15 protein-coding genes and 1 tRNA gene are annotated in these 19,430 nt (G+C 71.4%); 4 read left to right on the top strand and 12 right to left on the bottom strand.

The window, feature by feature from the left end; all coding sequences use genetic code 11:
* Positions 1–51: 51 nt before the first annotated feature.
* On the top strand, positions 52–1,008 hold the full coding sequence (locus ENE75_RS02755; protein ID WP_128195373.1) for an IS1595 family transposase: 957 nt from the start codon (positions 52–54) through the stop codon (positions 1,006–1,008).
* Here the strand turns inward: ENE75_RS02755 and ENE75_RS02760 are convergent, their stop codons facing one another.
* The 7 genes from ENE75_RS02760 to ENE75_RS02790 form a co-directional block, all read right to left on the bottom strand.
* On the bottom strand, positions 1,009–1,566 hold the full coding sequence (locus ENE75_RS02760) for a type I restriction enzyme HsdR N-terminal domain-containing protein (protein ID WP_128195375.1): 558 nt from the start codon (positions 1,564–1,566) through the stop codon (positions 1,009–1,011).
* On the bottom strand, positions 1,563–1,964 hold the full coding sequence (locus ENE75_RS02765; protein WP_128195377.1) for a type II toxin-antitoxin system RelE/ParE family toxin: 402 nt from the start codon (positions 1,962–1,964) through the stop codon (positions 1,563–1,565). The genes ENE75_RS02760 and ENE75_RS02765 overlap by 4 nt, the downstream gene beginning before the upstream one ends.
* Positions 1,957–2,292, bottom strand: coding sequence for a type II toxin-antitoxin system Phd/YefM family antitoxin (locus ENE75_RS02770; protein WP_128195379.1), 336 nt, complete (start codon positions 2,290–2,292; stop codon positions 1,957–1,959). Before ENE75_RS02770 ends, ENE75_RS02765 begins: the two co-directional genes overlap by 8 nt.
* 54 nt (positions 2,293–2,346) lie before the next feature.
* A tRNA-Arg gene (locus ENE75_RS02775) sits at positions 2,347–2,421 on the bottom strand.
* 41 nt (positions 2,422–2,462) lie between these two features.
* Positions 2,463–6,584 carry a translocation/assembly module TamB domain-containing protein gene (locus tag ENE75_RS02780; protein ID WP_128195382.1) on the bottom strand — a complete coding sequence of 1,374 codons (4,122 nt, stop codon included), beginning with the start codon at positions 6,582–6,584 and terminating at the stop codon, positions 2,463–2,465.
* Positions 6,584–8,512 carry an autotransporter assembly complex protein TamA gene (locus ENE75_RS02785; RefSeq protein ID WP_128195384.1) on the bottom strand — a complete coding sequence of 643 codons (1,929 nt, stop codon included), beginning with the start codon at positions 8,510–8,512 and terminating at the stop codon, positions 6,584–6,586. Before ENE75_RS02785 ends, ENE75_RS02780 begins: the two co-directional genes overlap by 1 nt.
* Positions 8,509–9,681 (bottom strand): vWA domain-containing protein, encoded by a 1,173-nt coding sequence (locus tag ENE75_RS02790; RefSeq protein ID WP_128195386.1) that lies wholly within the window; start codon positions 9,679–9,681, stop codon positions 8,509–8,511. The genes ENE75_RS02785 and ENE75_RS02790 overlap by 4 nt, the downstream gene beginning before the upstream one ends.
* A 166-nt stretch (positions 9,682–9,847) precedes the next feature.
* Between ENE75_RS02790 and ENE75_RS02795 the strand changes: the two genes are divergently transcribed.
* Positions 9,848–11,071 (top strand): GGDEF domain-containing protein, encoded by a 1,224-nt coding sequence (locus ENE75_RS02795; protein WP_128195387.1) that lies wholly within the window; start codon positions 9,848–9,850, stop codon positions 11,069–11,071.
* Here ENE75_RS02795 and ENE75_RS02800 read toward each other — a convergent pair.
* The 3 genes from ENE75_RS02800 to ENE75_RS02810 are packed head-to-tail and all read right to left on the bottom strand — an operon-like array spanning position 11,010 to position 14,499.
* Complete coding sequence (locus ENE75_RS02800) at positions 11,010–13,052, bottom strand: S9 family peptidase (protein WP_128195390.1); 2,043 nt, start codon at positions 13,050–13,052, stop codon at positions 11,010–11,012. The genes ENE75_RS02795 and ENE75_RS02800 overlap by 62 nt on opposite strands.
* Before the next feature lie 2 nt (positions 13,053–13,054).
* Positions 13,055–13,651: a GNAT family N-acetyltransferase gene (locus ENE75_RS02805; RefSeq protein ID WP_128195392.1), complete on the bottom strand. Its 597-nt coding sequence runs from the start codon at positions 13,649–13,651 to the stop codon at positions 13,055–13,057.
* Positions 13,648–14,499, bottom strand: coding sequence for an AAA family ATPase (locus tag ENE75_RS02810; RefSeq protein WP_128195394.1), 852 nt, complete (start codon positions 14,497–14,499; stop codon positions 13,648–13,650). The genes ENE75_RS02805 and ENE75_RS02810 overlap by 4 nt, the downstream gene beginning before the upstream one ends.
* A 111-nt stretch (positions 14,500–14,610) precedes the next feature.
* Here ENE75_RS02810 and ENE75_RS02815 point away from each other — a divergent pair, with 111 nt between their 5' ends.
* Both ENE75_RS02815 and ENE75_RS02820 read left to right on the top strand, forming a co-directional pair.
* Positions 14,611–15,267, top strand: a complete 657-nt coding sequence (locus ENE75_RS02815; protein WP_128195396.1) for a c-type cytochrome — start codon at positions 14,611–14,613, stop codon at positions 15,265–15,267.
* Positions 15,268–15,390: 123 nt separating this feature from the next.
* Positions 15,391–16,617, top strand: a complete 1,227-nt coding sequence (locus ENE75_RS02820) for an HD-GYP domain-containing protein (RefSeq protein ID WP_128195398.1) — start codon at positions 15,391–15,393, stop codon at positions 16,615–16,617.
* Here ENE75_RS02820 and cueR read toward each other — a convergent pair.
* Complete coding sequence (cueR, locus tag ENE75_RS02825; protein WP_375138461.1) at positions 16,609–17,019, bottom strand: Cu(I)-responsive transcriptional regulator; 411 nt, start codon at positions 17,017–17,019, stop codon at positions 16,609–16,611. The genes ENE75_RS02820 and cueR overlap by 9 nt on opposite strands.
* Entirely contained in the window at positions 17,016–19,388 is a 2,373-nt protein-coding gene (locus ENE75_RS02830) for a heavy metal translocating P-type ATPase (RefSeq protein WP_158288841.1), read from the bottom strand. Before ENE75_RS02830 ends, cueR begins: the two co-directional genes overlap by 4 nt.
* Between the last annotated feature and the right edge of the window lie 42 nt (positions 19,389–19,430).

The following is a 19,430-nucleotide window of genomic DNA, read 5'->3' on the forward strand; positions in this document are numbered from 1 at the left end:
TGGTGAGCCTGTGAGGGCGGAGGATGGGCGCATCCACAGAGGAGATGCGCCATGCCGATGAACCGAGTGCAGTTCCAGCCGGGGCTGTCGATGCGAGAGTTTCTGAGTCTGTACGGTACGGACGAGCTGTGCGAGGCGGCGCTGATCGCCAGGCGCTGGCCACGGGGTTTCGAGTGCCCGCGCTGCGGCGCGTGCCAGGCCCGCACGAGTTTCAATCGCCAGGGCCGGCGCTACTGGCAGTGCGCGGGCTGCCAGTACCAGTGCAGCGTGCTCAGCGGGACCCTCTTCGAGGCCAGCAAGCTGCCCCTGACGAGCTGGTTCCTGGCCATGCAGTTGCTGACCCAGTCCAAGAACAACGTCTCGTGCCTGGAACTCAAGCGGCACCTGGGGGTGAGCTACCGCAGCGCCTGGCTGCTCAAGCACAAGATCCTGGAGGGCATGAGACTGGCGGAGGCCGACCGCCAGCTCACTGGCAGGGTCGAGATCGACGACGCCTACCTTGGCGGTGAGCGCAGCGGCGGCAAGGCCGGCAGGGGCTCGGAGAACAAGATCCCCTTCGTGGCCGCGGTGCAAACCACCGAGGACGGCCTTGCGCATCTGGTTTGCCTGTCGCCAAGGCGCTTCACCAACAAGGCCATGGAGGACTTCCTGGCCCGCCACACTGCGCTGCCACTGACGGTGGTCTCCGACGGCCTGAACTGCTTCCTGGTTGCCACCAGTGCCGGCGCCGTCCACGACCGCGAGATCACCGGCGGCGGCAAGGCCAGCGTGCTCAACGAGAAGTTCAAGGCGGTCAACACCATCATCGGCAACGTCAAGACCGCGCTCACCGGCACCTACCACGCCGTCAAGTTCGCCAAGTACGCCTACCGCTACCTGGCCGAGGTGCAGTTCCGCTTCAACCGGCGCTACGACATGCGTGCCATCCTCGGCAGTCTGCTCTCGGCACTCGTTCATGCGCCCAGGCGGCCAGAGCGTGGCATCAGGGTTGCTGAACTTCGTCGCTAATCAGGTGGCCAGATCGTCGATGGTCCAACGTTCGCTGAGGATGTCAGACAGCCGCTCCTTGGCGGACGGTATGCCGGGAATGTCCTCGAAGTAGTTCGGATCCTTGCGGTGGTAGTAGGAGATCTGCTGCCCGTTGGTCCACACGCCCATGGGCGCACCGGTGGCGTGGCAGTAGCTCTTCAGTTGTTCCTTGCCATCCTTCAGCTTGGGCTTCTTCAGCTCGACCAGGATGTATGGTGCGTCGGTCTTGTCCTTGTCGAAGACACAGATGTCGGCGCGCTTCTTCTGCCGACCGAACGCCACCTCGTATTCGAGTTGCATACGCTTGACGGGGTAGCCCAGGTCGTCGCGCAGGACCATGACGTAGAGCTGTCGGATGGCTTCTTCCGGCGTCAGCTTGATGGGCTTTCCGCGCACCAGACAGGTGACGTAAGGGGCCGGCTTCTTGCCGGCACTCTTGACGGAAATGGAAGCCTGCAGCGCGGCAATCTGGGCAGGCTTGAACTGGTCGAGCTTGTAGGCGCTGTCCTGCAGCAGAACGTCGAGTGAGATGGTCATTTGGCGCTGGGGTGCGTTGTGCCCGGCCACAGCCGGGCGAAGTCGAAAGAAAGCTGCCGGTGATGCCGGATGGACAGCAGGTGCAGCGTTTCCGTGGCGTCTTCTGCCGTGTACAGGATCAGATAGTTGCCATGCAGGTATTCACGCAGTGCGCCAGCCGCGCCGGGCGGCCATGCGGCCAGTTGGGCCAAGGCCTCGGCCGATTGCGGTGGGCGGTCCAGATGGCGCCGACCCATGCGCGGGAAGCGCGCCAGGTTGGGGATCACCGTGCGGCGCAGTTCGGCCAGCAGATCGTCGAACGCGAATGCCGCGTCGGCTTCGGCCAGGAACACCTCGATGGCGTCCAGGCGCTCCAGGAAGCTCTCGGTCAGTTCGACCCGGTATCGACGCTCAGCCACGCGACCTGGCGGTCTTGCCCGCGGTCTTGGCGGGTTTGCCGCTGGCGCGGCGCTGCTGCAACCGGGCGATGGCGCTGTCGGCCTCCTGCGTGCGCCCTGCCGCGATGTCGGCCAGCCCGCGTTGGGCGTCATCGATCAGCAGGAGGTGGATGCGCTCGCGCTCCAGCCGGTGGTAGTAGTCCAGCCGGTCGGCGTCGATCAGCGCAACGTAGCTCTCGCCGTTCTTGGTGATGATCTTCTCGGCACCGGCCTTGGCCTGATCGGCCAGTTCGGACAGGTTGGCGCGCGCCTGCGTGAACGGCACCACGTCGCTGGCGGAAAAGCCCATGGCTGGCTCCTTGTGGGGTAGATGACAGGATTCTGTGCAGTCTACGCCAGCCTGTGGTCCCTCCGACAGGAATCGAACCTGTATCTGCCGCTTAGGAGGCGGCCGTTCTATCCATTGAACTACGGAGAGGACAGGGCCGGAATTCTCTCATGGCCCCCTGAGCGCCCCGGTCACGGCACCCGCCAGACCCAGATCGCGTCCAGCGCGTTTTCCGCGCCGGACTGCGCGCGCAGCGTGAAGCGCTGGGCCGCGCGGTAGATCAGCTGCCAGGTGCCTACGGTGGCGTTGACGCCGCGTTCATAGCCCACGTACCAGCGCCGCGAGAGCTGCTTGCCCAGGCTGACCACGGTCTCGCGCGTGCCGGCGTCGTCCTCGTCCTGGCGCAGCGAGAACTCGTCCAGGCCCAGGTTGCGCATCAAGGCGTCGGTGGGCGCCTCGCCTTCGCCGGCCAGCAGGGCCACGGCAGCGCGCTGCAGCAGTGCGGTGTCGGTGCGGCCCAGGCCGGCCGGGTCGCGGCCCAGCACCAGCCAGGACAGCTTGTCGGTTTCGCTCAGGTCGGGGTTCGAGTACAGCCGCACGCGGGGGGACTGCACGTTGCCGGTGATGGCCACGCCGACCTCGATGTCGAGGTTGGGCCGCAGCGCCAGCACGTCCAGGCGCGGGTTGGCGGCGTCGCCGGAGAAGGCCAGCTCGCCACGGCGGATCTCCAGCTTCTGGGCATAGGCCGCGTAGGTGCCGTCGACGGCGCTGACGGTGCCGGTCACCGCCAAGCGGCCGCCCGGTGCGGTGATCTTCAGGCGCCCGGCCAGCCGCGTGTCCAGGCCGCGGCCGCGCACCTGCAGGCGCGAGCCGAGGTTGACGTCCACCGCCACGTCGGTGCGCCGGTTGCGCGGCGGCGGCGCGGCCTGCTCGGTGTCGGTCTCGGTGGCGCCGGCGCGCCGGATCACGACATCGTCGTCCAGGCTCGGGGCATCGCCTCGGCTGGCATCGAACAGGCCCTCGTCGACGGTGAAGCCGCCGCGCAGCGTCAGGTCCTGCGGCGCCAGGGTCAATGTGGCTTCCCCGCTGGCGATCAGGCGGCGGTCGATGCGCGAGAGCAGCTGCAGGCGGTCGGCGCGCAGGGCGAGCTCGGCGCGCGGGTCGGCGCCCAGCGTGGCGCCACCGGTCAGCGTCAGGCTGCCGTCGCCGCCCCGCAGCACGAAGCGCTCCACCGTGGCGCGCTCGCCTTCCAGCCGCAGACGGATCTGGCCGTCGCGCACGTGCACGCCCTGCAGCAGGTTGCGCACGCCCAGGTCGTCGCCACGCAGTTCGCCACGCAGCTCCGGCGCGCCGACGCGGCCGCCGAGGCGCGCATCGGCGGTGAGCGCCCCCTGCAGCCGCCAGCCCGGCGGCACCCAGGCACCCCAGACGCCGAGGTTGGCCACACGGCCGAGCACGGCGCCTTCCAGCCGGTCGCCAGCGCCCGGCCAACGGGCCGCTGCGGTGCTGAAGACCTGCTGCACGCCGCCCAGTTCGCCCAGTGTGCGGCCGGCCAGGGCCTGGGTGAAGGTCCAGGTGCCGTCCTGGGCCTGCAGGCCCAGGCGCAGGTCGCTGAGGCCGAAGGGGATGCTGAGCTCATCGGACTCCCGCACGCCGAGGTCACCGCCCTCGCGTTCGATCACGGCATCGATGCGCGTGGCCGCGCCCAGTTCGACGTCCAGGCGCCCACCGACGCGCAGGTTGCCTTCCCAGCCCATGTCCGGCTGCCAGCGCGCCAGCAACGGCGCCACGGCAAAGCCTTCCAGCCGCGCCTTCAGCGTCAGCCGGTCGCCGGCGAGGCGCACGTCGTCCCAGGCCAGCGTGAAGGTGTCGGCCACGCGCAGCTGGCCGGCATCGGCATGCAGCTGCTGCAGGGCGCCGCTGGCGTCGAAGCTGAGGTCGGCGCGCAGCGGCCCGCTGTCGAGCCAGTCGCGCGGCGGGCTGCCGGTCAGCACGGGCCGGCCGTCCCAGGGGCCGGCGGTCAGGGCCGACAGGCCACCCTGCCAACGCCAGGTCTCGGCCTCGCGGGCCAGCTGGCCGTCGGCGCGCAGGCCCCAGCGCATGCCGCGGGCCGGGGCCAGGCCCAGGCTGCGGCTCACCGCGTCCGGCGGCAGCAGCGGCAGGGCGGCGTCCACCGTCAGGCGGTGGGCCGCCGGCGTGCCGTCCAGGCGGGCGTTGAGCACCGCCAGCGTCTGCTGCTGCCACTGCAGGCGGCTGGCCTGCACCGTCAGTTGCAGGGGGGTCTGCAGGTCGCTGCCTGCTGACCAGCGCAGCGCGGCCTGTGCCACCTGCAGCGGCCCGGCGCGCACGGCCTGAACGTCGAACTGGCCTTCGCCCTGCAGCGTGGGCCAACGCCCCTGCACGCTGGCCTGGCCCCGCACCTGACCGGCTTGCGGCAGGCTCGACATGGCCGGATGCAGCGTGGCCAGCGGCGCGAGCGTGGCCAGGTCCGGGGCGTCGACCTCCAGGGTCCAGCGGTCGTCGTCGCCGCGGCGGTCGAGCCGACCCTGGGCCGAGAGGCGGTTGCCACCGGCGGTTACGGCGAGGTCCAGGTCGGCGTCGGCGCCGAGCTCGATCCGCCCGCCGACCGGCACGCCAGCGAGCAGTGATTCGTCTAGCCGGATCGATGCGGTGCCACCGATGCGGCGCCAGTCGATCTGGCCATGGCGAGGCGCGGGCAGCTGCAGGGCGGCTTCCACGCGGCCGTTCAACCGGTGCGGGCCACGGTGCCAGCCGGCGCCGAGCTCGGACACCAGGCCGGGCCAGAGGGCCGCCGGGTCCAGCCGGTCCAGGGTGAGCTGGCTGCCCACGCGCCAGCCGCCGCCGGCCTGCTGCAGGCGCAGGCCACCGCGGGCTTCGGCCGCATCGGCGCGCGCCAGCAGTTGGTCGACCTGCCACTGCCCCTGCGCCGCCCTCAGCTGGGCCTGCAGCCGCACGGGCGCCGGCGATTCGGCGTACCGGCCTTGCAGCGACAGGGCGGCCTCGGCACGCCACGGTTCGGCAGGCGCGGCGGCGGCCGGGTCGGGCGAGGGCAGGTGCTCGAGGGTCAGGCCCACGGCGCCTTCGACCCGCCAGGCCGGGGCTCGGCCGTCCAGCGATTGCGGCTGCAGCGCCGCGGCCTGCAGTTCCAGTGTCAGCGTGTGGTCTTCCCACAGGCCGCTGCCGTCGATTCGCCCCTCGCCATCCAGCGCCAGGCTCAGCGTGTCGAGCTGCAGACGGCCGGGCCGGTCCAGGCGGGTCGTGACGTCGGCGCGCGCGCTGCGCACGGGCAGACGGCCCTCGTTCCAGCGGCCGGGCTGGCGGTTGTCGATGCGGATGCGGGCCTGCAGCGGCCGGTCGGCCGCTGGTTCGACCAGTTCGGCCTGCGCGTCGAGGCGGGTCTGTGGCCAGCGGGTGTCCAGCCGCGACAGGTCCAGCGCCTGCGCCTGCAGGCGCAGGGCGGTCAGTGGGAAGGCGGCGAACGGCGCGAGGCGGGCGTCCACGGTGGCCTGCGCCGCGTCGTCCAGGCCGCGCAGGGTGCCGCTGACCGCGGGTTCGGCCAGCGGGCCGGTGGCGGCGAGGTCGGCCTGCCAGCCCTGCGGCGCGCCGGGGGCCGACCGCGCCTGCAGGCGCACGTCCAGCGGCAGCGGGCCGTCGCTGTCGATCGCCAGCGTGGCGCTGGCCTCGCCGCCCGCCCAGCGCAGCTGCAGGCCATCGATGCGGTGGCGGGCGCCGGCAGCGTCGCCCAGGTGCAGCCGGGCCTGCACGCCGAGCACCGGGGGTGCCGTGCCGATCTGCAGGGTCTCCACCCGCACCGGTGCCAGCACGGCGACCGGCAGGCGCAGGCTGGTGAGGGGTGCGGCGGGCGGCGCGGGTTCGGCGGCAGCGGCCGGCTGCCACTGCACGCTTTCGGCCTGCACGCCCTCCCAGGCGATGGCCAGCCACTGGCGAGGCGCCGGCCGCCACTGCCATTGCAGGCCGCGGGCCTGCAGGGCCTGGATGACCAGCTGGCCGGCGGCGCCCTGCCACTGCAGCTGGCGCGCCGAGAAATCGGGGCCGAGCAAGGCGCCTTGCGGGCCGTCCACCGTCAGCCCCGGCACCTGCCGCAGCAGCCACGCCGTGCCCGCATCGCTGCGCAGCAGCCACGCCGCGGTGCCTGCACCGGCGGCGACCAGCGCCGCGGCCAGCGCCACGGCTCCACCCGTGGCCAGGGTCACGCGACGCGGCCAGCGGCGCGGCGGCCGGGCGGCGGTCTCGGCATCGGGCCTGAGGTCGGGCGTGGTCAGGCCGGCCATCAGAAGGTGACCCCGACGCTGAAGTGCAGCCGCGACTTGCGCAGCTCGCGGCCATAGGCCCAGTCCAGCTTCAGCGGGCCGACCGGGCTGCGCCAGCGCACGCCGACGCCGGCGCCGACCGCCGGCGTGAGGTGGCCGAAGTCGTTGGCCGCGTTGCCGGCGTCGACGAAGACCGCGCCCCACACCGACGGCAGGCGCCGCGACACCGGCCGGGCGAGCTCGAGGCTGACGGTGGCCAGCGCATCGGCGCTGTCGACGGCGCCGTCGACCACCGGCCCCAGGCTGCGGTAGGCGTAGCCGCGCACGGAGTCGTCGCCGCCGGCGCGGAACTGCTGCGAGTCGGGCACGGCCACGCCGTCGGGCCGGAAGACCTGGCCGAGTTCCAGCCGTGCCTGCGCGTACCAGTCGGCGGGCAGCGGCTGGTAGAGCGTCAGCCGGCCGTAGGCGCGTGAGAACCAGCCGCTGTCGCTGTCGCTGCCATGCGCGCGGCCGACCCCGCCCTGCAGCGACAGGCTCCAGCCGCGCGTGGGCAGCAGCGGGTCGTCGAGCCGGCGCCAGACGCCGTGCAGGTTGCCGGAGATGGCCATTTCGGTGCTGTCCGACGCGGCGCCGCGCTGGACCTGGTTGCGCCGCGACGAGCGTTCGGCCTCGACGAAGAGCAGGCGGTCTGTGCGCGTGCTGTTCTGCGCGCGGCCGGCGCGCAGGCGCTGCGAGAGCACGATGTCGTCGTCGCTCTCCAGGCGCTCCACCGCGCCGCCGACCAGCCAGCGCCACAGGCGCTCACCGGGGTGGGTGCTGATCTCGCCGTCCCAGGCCTGGCGCAGCCGCGCCCATTCGACCTTGTTGCGCGACACCAGCTGCCAGCCGAACAGCCGCCGGTGCAGGTGTTCGGCCGATGCGCGCGGGCCGACTGTGGCGCTGTAGCCCAGGCCCAGCGTCCACACCTGGCGCGGTGCCTCGCCCAGGCGCACGCGCACCGGCGCGGCATCCGCCGTCTGCGGGTCGGGGTCGAAGCCGACGTCGATCCGGTCGTACAGGCCGGCCTGGCGCAGGCGGTCCTGGAAGTCGAGCAGCAGCGCCTGCGTCAGCGGCTGGCCGGGCCGGAAGCCGGCGATGTGCCGCACGGTCGAGGCCTCGTGGTGCTGCAGGCCCTCGATCTGCAGCGGGCCGGCACGGAACAGCGGCCCGCTGTCGGCGACGACGAACAGGCGGGCGGAAGTGTCTTCAGGGGCCACCTCGGCGGCCGTGCCCAGCCAGCTGGCCGCGGCATAGCCGGCATCGCGCAGCCCGGCCAGCAGGCCGGCCTTGGCCGCACTCCAGTCGCCGTTGCGGAAGGCGGCACCGCGGGGCATCGGCCAGCCGCTGCGCAGGCCCTGCAGCACCGCGCGGGCCACCGGGTCGCCCCGGTCGGCATCCTCGGCGGCAGCGCCGACGATGTCGATGTCCACCCGCCCGACCCGGGTCTGGCGCCCGGGGTCGACGACCACGCGGATGCGGTCGCCGGCGCGGACCAGGCGCACCGTGGGGTCGAAGAAGCCTTCGGTCTGCAGCAGGGTGCGCGCCTGGGCCGGCGTGGCGTCGAGCAGGCGCGAGAGTTCGGCCTCGGGCACCATCTCGTCGCCGGCCAGCGCCGGCAGGCGGGCGATGTCCAGGTGCTGCTGCAGCAGGGCGGCCAGGTTGCCCGGCGCTTCCACGCGCACCCGCCAGCGCACGCCCACGGTCTCGGCGCCGTCGGCCGTGGTCGTGGTGGTCGTGGGGGAGCCCGGATCGGCCGCCGGCGGCGGGGTGTCGGCCGGCATCAGCGCGGCGCAGCCGCCCAGCACCAGAGGTGCCACCAGCGCGGCCCATGCCGCCAGCGTCGTGCGCCAGGCGGCCTGCCAGCGCTGCGTCAGCGCACGGCGGGCCGCCGCGCGCGCCGGGCCGGTCATTTGCTCAGCAGCCGCATCGCGCCTTCGAGACCGGCCAGCGTGAGCGGAAACATGCGCTGGTTCATCAGCTGCTGCACGATGGCGATGCTCTGGCGGTATTGCCACACGCCCTGCGGTTCGGGGTTGATCCAGGCAAAGCGCGGGAAGGCGTTGGTCATGCGCTGCAGCCACTCCGCGCCCGGCTCCTCGTTGTTGTATTCCACGCTGCCGCCGGGCTGCAGGATCTCGTACGGACTCATCGTCGCGTCGCCAACGAAGATCAGCTTGTAGTCCTTGTTGTAGGTGCGGATGAGGTCCCACGTCGGGGTCTTCTCGCTGAAGCGGCGGCGGTTGTTCTTCCAGACGAAGTCGTACAGGCAGTTGTGGAAGTAGAAGAACTCGAGGTGCTTGAATTCGGTCTTCGCCGCGCTGAAGAGTTCCTCCACACGGTGCACGTGCTCGTCCATCGTGCCGCCCACGTCCATCAGCAGCAGCACCTTCACCTTGTTGTGGCGCTCTGGCACCATCTTGATGTCCAGCAGCCCGGCATTGGCGGCGGTGGCGTGGATGGTGTCTTCGAGGTCCAGTTCCAGGTCGGCACCCTCGCGCGCGAAGCGCCGCAGGCGGCGCAGCGCCACCTTGATGTTGCGCGTGCCGAGTTCCCTGGTGTCGTCGTAGTCCTTGTACGCCCGCTGGTCCCAGACCTTCACCGCGCTGCGGTTGCGCCCCTTGTCCTGGCCGATGCGGATGCCCTGCGGGTTGTAGCCGTAGGCGCCGAAGGGGCTGGTGCCACCGGTGCCGATCATGCGGTTGCCACCCTCGTGGCGTTCCTTCTGCTCCTCGAAGCGCTTCTTCAGCGTCTCCATCAGTTCGTCCCAGCCCATCTTCTCGATGGCGGCCTTCTCCTCGGGGCTGAGCTCGAGTTCCAGCGTCTTGCGCAGCCACTCCAGCGGCACGTCCTTGGTGAAGTCGGTCAGCAGCTCCACACCCTTGAAGTAGGCGGCGAAGGCGCGGTCGAACTTGTCGTACTGCGTCTCGTCCTTGACCAGCGTGGTGCGCGCGAGCATGTAGAACTCGTCGACCGACGGGCCGATGACACCTGCCTTCAGGCCCTCGAGCAGGGTCAGGAACTCCTTGACGGAGACCTTCAGCTTGGCGGCGCGCAGGGTGTAGAAGAAGTCGATCAGCATGGATGGGATCCGGCAGGCGTGGCCCCGGCGCCTATTGTGGTGTCGAAATCAACGGGTGAGTACCGGGCAGCGGGATGGCCCTCAATCGCCGGCGCGACCTGCCGATATCGACGACCGAGGCAGCTGGGCCCCGCAAGGCTGAGGCAGTCTGCCGCATCGCCATCCCTTGAAGCCCATCCACACCATCCTGGCCCTGTACACGGTACAGATGGCCTTCTTTGCCGCCATCTGGCTGGCGATGGCGTGGTTGCGCCTGTCGCGCCGCGCGACGGCGCACTGGGGGCTGGGCACCTTGCTGCTCGCGGTGGGCATGGGCGTGGTGCTGGCACGCCCCTGGCTGCCGCCGGGCCTGGGCTCGGCGCTGCCGAACCTGGTGCACCTCGCCGCCGCCGCGGTGATCGCCCGCGGCGTACGGGTGTTCGTGCGCCGGCCCGGCGTCGATCGCTGGCTGCTTGCGGTGGCCGGCTCGGCGGGGGGCGTGGTGGTGCTGGCCAACGGACTCGGCGCCCCGCACGCCTGGACCGTGGTCGCAGCCGGGCTGGGCATGGGCCTGGTGCTGGCGCGCGCCGCCCTGGACGTCGGCGCTGGCCTGGCCGAGGAGATCGGCCCGGCACCCGCCTGGGTCTGCAGCGTGCCGATGTGGATCATCGCTGGCCTGCTGTCGGGGCGCGCCGCGCTGGCGCTGGTCGGCGTGTCCGGCAGCGGGGCGCCGCTGGACACCGGGCAGGCGCGGCAGATCATGCTTTCCCTGGCCCTGGTGCTGATGGCGCTGATGCTGCATCTGGCGATGGCAGCGATGCTGATGCTGCGCCTGATCCAGCGCCTGCGGCACCTCTCGCAGCACGACGCGTTGACGGGCCTGCTCAACCGGCGGGCCTTCGGCCAGCGCCTGGAGGCCGAACGCGCACGGCAGCATCGACACCCGGCGCCGATGGCGCTGCTGGCCCTGGACCTGGACCACTTCAAGACCGTCAACGACCGCTGGGGTCATGCCGCCGGCGACGCCGTGCTGGTGGCGGCTGCCGGTGTGCTGACCGGTGCCGCGCGCCGGCTGGATGCCGTGGCCCGCATGGGCGGCGAGGAGTTTGCGCTGCTGTTGCCCGGCACCGACCTGGACGGCGCAAACCAGCTGGCCGAACGGCTTCTGGAGGCGTTGCGCGACCTGACCGTGGACTACGAGGGCACGCCGCTGCGCATCACGGCGAGCATCGGCGCGGCCGTGTCGCACGATCCGACGGAGGACCCGGAGGAGATGATCCGCCGCGCCGACCGCGCGCTCTATCTGGCCAAGGCCGGTGGCCGCGACCGCGTGGTCTGTGCCGGCGCGCTCAGCGTGATCGACGCGCCTTCGACGCCCGGCGAGGCGGCTTCGCCGCGTCGTGCCGCTTGAGCCAGTCGAAGTATTCGCTGTACCAGAGGCGGCTGTTGCGCGGCTTGAGGATCCAGTGGTTCTCGTCGGGGAACCACAGCAGCCGGGCATCGACGTTGCGCGCCTTGAGCGTGTTGTAGTACGCCAGACCCTGGGCGTCGGGCACGCGGTAGTCCAGCGCGCCGTGGATCACCAGCGTAGGCGTCGTCATGTTGGCGGCGAAGGCGTGCGGGCTCTGTGACTGCACCTTGCCGATGTCGTCCCAGTACCAGGCGCCCAGTTCCTTGGCGTGCCAGGTGTAGGCGTCGTCGGCGAACATCGCCGTCCAGTCGAAGCAGCCGGCGTGGCAGACGTAGGCGGCATAGCGCCCCGGTTCACAGCGACCGTTCATCCACGCGACCATGAAGCCGCCATAGCTGCCGCCGGTGGCGAACACGCGTTTCGGGTCGGCCCAGGGGCGCTGCAGCAGCATCTCGGTGGTGGCCTCCACGTCCTGCAGCTCCAGTTCGCCCCAGCGGTGCGTGATGCTGTCCTTGAAGGCGTAGCCGAAGCTCGACGAGCCGTGGTAGTTCACCGCCGCGACCACGTAGCCCTGGGCAGCGAAGGCCTGGACGTTCCAGCGGAAGTGCCAGGCGTCGCCGAAGGCCGTGTGCGGGCCGCCGTGGATCACCTGCAGCAGCGGCAGTTTCTGCTTGCCGGGCCGGGCGGGGTCGAAGCCCGGCGGGTAGGTGATCCAGACCTGGACCTGGTCGCCCAGCGCGCCGGTGACCCAGGCCTCCTCGGTGACGCCGGTGGCCACGCCGGCCATCAGCGCGTCGTTGAAGGCCTCGATGCGCCGCGGCGCACCACCCGGCGGGTGAACGCGCATCTCGGGCGGGTGGTCGATGGCGTCGGCCAGCGTCACCAGCGTCCCGGCGGCCTTGTCGAAGGCCTGCAGCCACCCGCCTTCGGCCAGCAGCTCGGCGCGGCGGTCGGGCAGGTCGAAGCGCCACAGGTGGCGCCGGCCGCGCTGCTCGGCGGCGAACAGCACCGCCTGGCCGTCGTCCTCCCAGTGCAGCGGGGCCTGCACCTCGTGGTCCCACTCTGCGCTGAGCACGTCCCAGCCGCCCGTCTCGCGGTCCCACACCGCCAGCTGGTCGGGCATCGTGTGCTTCAGGCCGCGGTGCTGGGCGACGAAGGCGATGCGGTCGCCATCGGGCGCGTAGCGCGGCGCGCCCATGTCCCAGGCCGCGTCCTGCGCGATCACGCGCACGCGGCCGGACTTGAGCTCCATCTCGGCCAGCGCGAAGGGGTGGTCCAGCCGCTTCTCGGGCGCCGGGTCGAAGGCGAAGACGACTCGCTTGCCGTCGGGGGAGACGTCGAAGCTGCCGGCGCCCGGGTCGGCACGCCCCAGTGCGTAAGGCGTGCCCTCGAACAGGTCGCGGACCTTGCCGCTGTCGGCGTCGAGCAGCATCAGGTGCGGCTCGCGACCCATCGGCAGGTTGTGGTCCCAGTAGCGGTACTGGGCCTCGCTGGTGGCGTAGCCGGTTTCCTTGCGCTCCTTGAAGGCCTTGTGCTGCTTGGCCTGCGCCTTCAGGCCCTTGAGCTCGGGCCAGACCCAGGACACCAGCAGCAGCCGCTTGCCGTCGGGGCACCAGCGGAAGCCTTCGACGCCCGTGGCCACGGTGGCCGCGCGCACGGCCTCGCCGCCGTCGGGCGCGATCAGGTAGAGCTGCGGCGTCTCGTCCTTGGCACCTTCCTGCTCGCGCTGGGCGACGAAGGCGATGCGGTCGCCGCGCGGGCTCCAACGCGGCTGGCCGTCCTTCTCGCCGCAGGCGGTCAGGGCGCGTGGCTTTCCGCCCAGCGTGGACAGCAGCCACAGCGCGCTGCGGCCCTTGTTGTCGTCCATCGAATACGTGGTCAGCGCGGCCACGGCCTGGGCGCCGTCGGGCGCCAGGCTGGGCGCGCCGAGGCGACGGATCTGCCACAGCGTGTCGACGGTGAGGGGCTTCTTGGCGGGCATGGTCAGCGCTGGTGTTGCCGTTGCAGCTGGTGCTGCAGGTGGCGGTGGATGGTGGGCCATTCGGCCGCGGTGATGCTGTAGACGGCGGTGTCGCGCAGGCTGCCGTCGGGCGAGCGCTGGTGCGCCCGCAGGATGCCATCGAGCTGCGCACCCAGGCGCTCGATGGCGCGCCGGCTCTGGGTGTTGAGACGATGGGTGCGGAACTCCACCGCGATGCAGTCCAGCGCCTCGAAGGCGTGGCGCAGCAGCATGAGCTTGCACTCGGTGTTCAGCGGCGTGCGCTGCACGCGGGCTGCATACCAGGTGCTGCCGATCTCGACGCGCTTGTGCACCGGGTCGACGTTCATGTAGGTGGTCATGCCCACCGGCGTGCCGTGGGCGTCGAGCACGGTGAACGGCGTCATGCTGCCGGCGGCCTGCAGGCCGAGCCGGCGCTCGATCTCGGTCGCCATGCGCTCCGGCGGCGGCACGGCGGTGTACCAGAGGTGCCAGAGTTCGCCGTCGCGTACGGCGTCGGCCAGGGCGCCGGCGTGGTCGCGGCTCAGCGGCACCAGCGCGGCGTGCACGCCGCGCAGTTCCGACGCGGCCGGCCAGCTCACCGGTTGTGCCTCTGCATGAACACCAGCTTCTCGAACAGCGTCACATCCTGCTCGTTCTTCAGCAGCGCGCCCACCAGCGGCGGCACGGCGACCTTGTCGTCGCTGCTGTGCAGCGCCTCGGCCGGCATGTCCTCGGCCACCAGCAGCTTCAGCCAGTCCAGCAACTCGGAGGTGCTGGGCTTCTTCTTCAGGCCCGGCAGGCCACGCACGTCGTAGAAGGTCTTCATCGCCGCGGCCAGCAGCTCGCGCTTCAGGCCGGGGAAGTGCACGTCGACGATGCGCTGCATCGTCTCGGCGTCGGGGAACTTGATGTAGTGGAAGAAGCAGCGGCGCAGGAAGGCGTCGGGCAGTTCCTTCTCGTTGTTCGAGGTGATGAACACCAGCGGCCGGTGGATGGCCTTGACCATCTCGCGCGTCTCGTAGACGTAGAACTCCATGCGGTCGAGTTCGCGCAGCAGGTCGTTGGGGAACTCGATGTCGGCCTTGTCGATCTCGTCGATCAGCAGCGCCACCGGCTGCTCGGCCGTGAAGGCCTGCCACAGCACGCCCTTGACGATGTAGTTGCGGATGTCGCGCACGCGCTCGTCGCCGGCGCCGGCCAGCTGGCTGTCGCGCAGCCGGCTGACGGCGTCGTACTCGTACAGGCCCTGCTGCGCCTTGGTGGTGCTCTTGACGTGCCACTGCAGCAGCGGCATGCCCAGGGACTGGGCCACCTGCTCGGCCAGCATCGTCTTGCCCGTGCCGGGCTCGCCCTTGACCAGCAACGGGCGCTGCAGCGTGATGGCAGCATTGACTGCCAGCATCAGATCCGGCGTGGCAACGTACTGCTCCGAGCCTTCGTACTTCATGGGGCGCCGTCAGGGTTTGAGTTGGATCAGACCAGTATAAGTGGGTGCCTATAATCGGCGGTTGCCCCGCACCTGGCGGGGATCCGATTCCTTTCGCAAACCCTGGCACCGATGATCAAGACGCTCTCGACCACCGTGCTCGCGCTGACCCTGGTCGCCGGCACCACCCTGGCCCACGCCCAAGGCGGCAATGCCGACGCCGGCGAGAAGAAGGCCGCGCAGTGCATCGGCTGCCACGGCATCCCGGGCTACCAGTCCAGCTTCCCGGAAATCCACAAGGTGCCGATGATCGCGGGCCAGAACGCCGCCTTCATCGTCGCGTCGCTCAACGCCTACAAGAAGGGCGACCGCAAGCACCCCACGATGCGCGGCATCGCGGGCTCGCTGAGCGACCAGGACATGGCCGACCTCGGCGCCTTCTACGAGCGTCAGGGGGCGGAGGCCTCCGTCAAGTCGGTGGCCGCGCGCGAGCCGTCGGCCGAGGTGGCGGCGCTGCTGACCAAGGGCGGCTGCGCCTCCTGCCACGGCGCCGACTACAACAAGCCCATCGACCCCAGCTACCCGAAGATCGCCGGCCAGCACGCCGACTACCTCTACGTGGCGCTGAAGTCCTATCAGACCGAGGGCAACCCGCAGGTCGGCCGCAACAACGCGATCATGGCCGGCATCGCCAAGCAGTTCACGCACGCCGAACTCAAGGCGCTGGCCCGTTACCTTGGCAGCCAGCCCGGCAGTCTGGCCACGGTGTCGCAGAGCCGCTGGCGCTGAGTCGAGGCCCGGCTCGACCCGACCAAGGCCGCCTCCGGGCGGCCTTGTGCTTTCTGGCGCGTCCGCCAAGGGGGGGTCCTTCAGCCGGCGGCCTGCACGCCGATATCTCCATCGAGCCACGCCATGCTGAAGAAGATCACCGTCGACCAAGTCCGCATCGGCATGCACATCCACAAGCTGGAAGGCGCGTGGTTGAGCCATCCGTTCTGGAAGACGCGATTCGTGCTCGACGATCCGGCGGACCTGCAGCGCCTGCGCGACAGTGGTGTGCCGGCCGTGTGGATCGACGATGCGCTCGGCCTCGACGTGGCCACGCCGGAGCCCGACGCGTCGCCGCCGACCGCTGCGACACGGTCCGTCTCCGCCCTGCCGGCATCGCTGCCGGACCCGAAGACCCTGCGGGACGAACTCGAGCAGGCTGCCGCCATCTGCAAGAAGAGCCGCGTGGCCGTGATGCAGATGTTCGCCGAAGCCCGCCTGGGCAAGGCGGTGGACACCGAACAGTGCTTGCCGCTGGTGGACGAGATCGCCGACTCCGTCTTTCGCAACCCCGGCGCGCTGGTGAGCTTGGCGCGGCTGAAGACGGCCGACGACTACAGCTACATGCACTCGCTGGCCGTGTGCGCGTTGATGGTGTCGCTGGCGCGCGCGCTGGGCCAGGACGCCGCCGCTTGCCGCGAGGCGGGCCTCGCCGGCCTGCTGCACGACCTCGGCAAGGCGGTGATGCCGCCGGAAGTGCTGAACAAGCCCGGCCGGCTCACCGAAGCTGAATACGCCATCATGAAGACGCACCCGGTGCGTGGCCACGAGATGCTGACCGAGGCGCGTGGTGCGCCAGAGGCGGCGCTGGAAGTCTGCCTCCATCACCACGAGCGTCCGGATGGCCGCGGCTATCCCCATGGCCTGTCTGGCGAACGGCTGACCCTGCTGGCCCGCATGGGGGCGGTCTGCGACGTCTACGACGCCATCACCTCGAACCGGCCCTACAAGACCGGCTGGGACCCGGCCGAATCGATCGCCCTCATGGCGTCGTGGAAGGGGCAATTCGATCCCGCCGTGTTCAAGGCGTTCGTGCGCAGCCTGGGCATCTACCCCACGGGGTCCCTGGTGCGCCTGGCGTCGGGCAAGCTCGCGGTGGTGCTGGAGCAGAACGAGCACGATCTGACGTCGCCGGTCGTCAAGGTGTTCTTCTCGGTGACCTCCAACATGGGCGTGTCGCCACGCCGGCTCGACCTGGCCCATCCCGGCTGCAATGACCGCATCGTCGGCCGGGAGGACCCGGCGAAGTGGGGGTTCAGGCAGATCGACGAGCTCTGGGTCGAAGGCGACGTGCTGCGGCGTTCACGCTGACGGGGGTTGCCCGCCCGCCAGGTCGTCGAGGATCGGGCAGTCCGGCCGGTCGTCGCCGTGGCAGCACTGCACCAGTTGCTGCAGGCTGCGTCGCATGGCCTGCATTCGCGCGATGCGTTCGTCGAGGTCCGCCACGTGGCGCTGTGCCAGCGCCCGCACCTCGGCGCTGGCTCGCGCCGGATCGGCCCACAGGCCCAGCAGCTGCGCGATCTCGTCGAGCGAGAAGCCAAGGTCGCGTGCGCGGCGGATGAAGCGCAGCGTGTGCAGCGTGCGTTCGTCGTAGCGGCGGTAGCCGGCGTCGCTGCGCGCCACTGCCGGCAGCAGGCCAAGGCTTTCGTAGTGGCGGATCATCTTCGGCGTCACGCCGGTGGCCTGCGCGGCCTGGCCGATGTTCATGCTCATGACGGCCTCCAACGCGACAGCAGCAGGGCATTGGCCAGCACGCTGACGCTGGACAGCGCCATCGCCGCGCCGGCCACCATCGGGCTCAGGTAACCCAGTGCGGCCAGCGGGATGCCCACCACGTTGTAGGCGAAGGCCCAGAACAGGTTCTGGTGGATCTTGCGCACGATGGCTTGCGAGAGCTGCAGTGCCTCCACCACCAGTGCCGGGTCGCCGCGCATCAGCGTCAGGCCGGCGGTGGCCATGGCGACGTCGGTGCCGGTGGCCATGGCCAGGCCGACGTCGGCGGCGGCCAGCGCCGGGGCGTCGTTGATGCCGTCGCCGACCATGGCCACGCGACCGCCCATGCCGTCACGGGCATCGGCCTTCAGCGCCGCGACGACCGCGGCCTTGTCCGCCGGCAGCACCTCGGCACGCACCTCGTCGATGCCCAGGCGCCGCGCCACGGCTTCGGCCGCCGCGCGGTGGTCGCCGCTGACGAGCACCGTGCGCAGGCCGGCGGTGTGCAGGCGCCGGATCGTGTCGGCCGCACTGGCGCGCGGTTCGTCGCCGAAGGCCAGCCAGCCGCGGGCGGCCCAGGTTTCACCTTGCCGTTCCAGCAGCCAGGAGACGCTGCGGCCCTCGGCCTGCACGGCCGCAGCGGCCGTGGTGTCCACGCCCAGCTCGTCGGCCCAGCGCGTGCTGGCGATGCGCAGTGCGCGGCCGTCGACTTCGCCTTCGAGGCCGCGCCCGGCCTCGGCGCGCAGGCCCTTCGCTGCCGGCACGGCCAGCGCCTGGTCCTGCGCCGCCTGCATCACGGCGCGTGCCAGCGGGTGTTCGCTGCCGGCCTGCAGGGCCGCGGCGTCGGCCAGCAGGGCGCGGTCGTCGCTGTCCAGGGCCTGCGCCGCCACCAGCTGCGGCCGACCCTCGGTCAGCGTGCCCGTCTTGTCGAAGGCCACCACGCGCACCTGGCGCATCAGCTCCAGGGCCTGCGGGTCGCGCACGAGCACGCCTCGGCGGGCGGCCAGGCCGGTGCCCACCATCATCGCCGCCGGTGTGGCCAGGCCCAACGCGCAGGGGCAGGCGATGACGAGCACGGCCACGGCGTTGACGACCGCTGTCTCCAGCCCGGCGCCGGCCAGCCACCAGCCCAGCCCAGCCAGCACAGCGACGACCACGACGGCCGGCACGAAGACCTCGGCGACGCGGTCCACCGTCTGCTGGATCGGCGCCTTGGCGGCCTGGGCGGTTTCCACCAGGCGCACGATGCGGGCCAGCTGGGTCTCGGCGCCGACGGCGGTGGTGCGCACGACGATCAGCCCTTCGCCGTTGAGCGCGCCGCCGGCCACCGTGTTGCCCGGCTCGCGTGCCACGGGCAGGCTCTCGCCGGTGAGCATGGATTCGTCCAGGTGCGTTCGGCCTTCGACCAGCGTGCCATCAGCCGGCAGGCGTTCGCCCGGGCGCACCACCACCTCGTCGCCGATGCGCAGTTCAGCCAGCCGCACGCGGCGTTCGCCGGCCGGGCTACGCACGGTGGCGGTGTCGGGCCGCAGTTCGCGCAGCGCATCCAGCGCCTGCAGGGTGCGCCGCTTGGCACGCGACTCCAGCCACTTGCCCAGGCGCACCAGCACGATCACCACTGCGGCGCTCTCGAAGTACAGGTGGGGCATGCCGTCGGGGCTCGCGCGCGCCCACAGCCACAGGCTCAGGCCGTAGGCGGCGCTGGTGCCCAGGGCCACCAGCAGGTCCATGTTGCCGCTGCCGGCGCGCAGCGCCTTCCAGCCGGCGCGGTAGAAGCGCGCGCCGAGCACGAACTGCACCGGCGTGGCCAGCAGCCATTGCCACAGCGCGGGCAGCATCCAGTGGCGGCCGAACAGGTCGCCCACCATCGGCAGCACCAGCGGCAGTGCCAGCAGGGCGCCGGCGGCGACGAGCCAGCCTTCACTATGCGCGCGCGGCGGTGCCTCGCCGTCGGTCGACGGCACGTGGGCCGGGTAGCCGGCGCGGTCCAGTGCCGCGACCAGCGTGTCGGCGGGCGTGCCGGCCAGTGCCCGCACCTCTGCCGTGCCGGCGGCCAGGTTCACGGCGGCGGCGAGCACGCCCGGCACCTTCTTCAACGCGCGTTCGACACGGCCGACGCAGCTGGCGCAGGTCATGCCCTCGACCTGCAGCTTGATCCGCTGTTCGGGCACGTCGTAGCCAGCCTGCACGATGGCGGCGCCCAGTGTGGACGGGTCCAGGGGCGCGGCCGACTCCACGGTGGCCTGCTCCGTGGCCAGGTTGACGCGCGCGCCGGTCACGCCCGGCACCTTCTTCAGGGCCCTCTCGACCCGCGCGACGCAGGAGGCGCAGGTCATGCCGGCCACGGGCAGGGTCAGGGTCTGGTTCATGGGCTGAAGCATCGACCTTGACATCATGTCAGAGTCAAGCCT

Origin of the sequence: Rubrivivax albus (assembly GCF_004016515.1) — a bacterium.
Taxonomy (GTDB): domain Bacteria; phylum Pseudomonadota; class Gammaproteobacteria; order Burkholderiales; family Burkholderiaceae_C; genus Rubrivivax; species Rubrivivax albus.

Coding starts and splice junctions, on each gene's coding strand:
- ENE75_RS02800 (WP_128195390.1), bottom strand. CDS start 13,052: ATGCCCGCCAAGAAGCCCCTCACCGTCGACACGCTGTGGCAGATCCGT.
- ENE75_RS02755 (WP_128195373.1), top strand. CDS start 52: ATGCCGATGAACCGAGTGCAGTTCCAGCCGGGGCTGTCGATGCGAGAG.
- ENE75_RS02815 (WP_128195396.1), top strand. CDS start 14,611: ATGATCAAGACGCTCTCGACCACCGTGCTCGCGCTGACCCTGGTCGCC.
- ENE75_RS02820 (WP_128195398.1), top strand. CDS start 15,391: ATGCTGAAGAAGATCACCGTCGACCAAGTCCGCATCGGCATGCACATC.
- ENE75_RS02785 (WP_128195384.1), bottom strand. CDS start 8,512: ATGACCGGCCCGGCGCGCGCGGCGGCCCGCCGTGCGCTGACGCAGCGC.
- ENE75_RS02780 (WP_128195382.1), bottom strand. CDS start 6,584: ATGGCCGGCCTGACCACGCCCGACCTCAGGCCCGATGCCGAGACCGCC.
- cueR (WP_375138461.1), bottom strand. CDS start 17,019: ATGAGCATGAACATCGGCCAGGCCGCGCAGGCCACCGGCGTGACGCCG.
- ENE75_RS02770 (WP_128195379.1), bottom strand. CDS start 2,292: ATGGGCTTTTCCGCCAGCGACGTGGTGCCGTTCACGCAGGCGCGCGCC.
- ENE75_RS02790 (WP_128195386.1), bottom strand. CDS start 9,681: ATGCTGATCGACTTCTTCTACACCCTGCGCGCCGCCAAGCTGAAGGTC.
- ENE75_RS02810 (WP_128195394.1), bottom strand. CDS start 14,499: ATGAAGTACGAAGGCTCGGAGCAGTACGTTGCCACGCCGGATCTGATG.
- ENE75_RS02830 (WP_158288841.1), bottom strand. CDS start 19,388: ATGAACCAGACCCTGACCCTGCCCGTGGCCGGCATGACCTGCGCCTCC.
- ENE75_RS02760 (WP_128195375.1), bottom strand. CDS start 1,566: ATGACCATCTCACTCGACGTTCTGCTGCAGGACAGCGCCTACAAGCTC.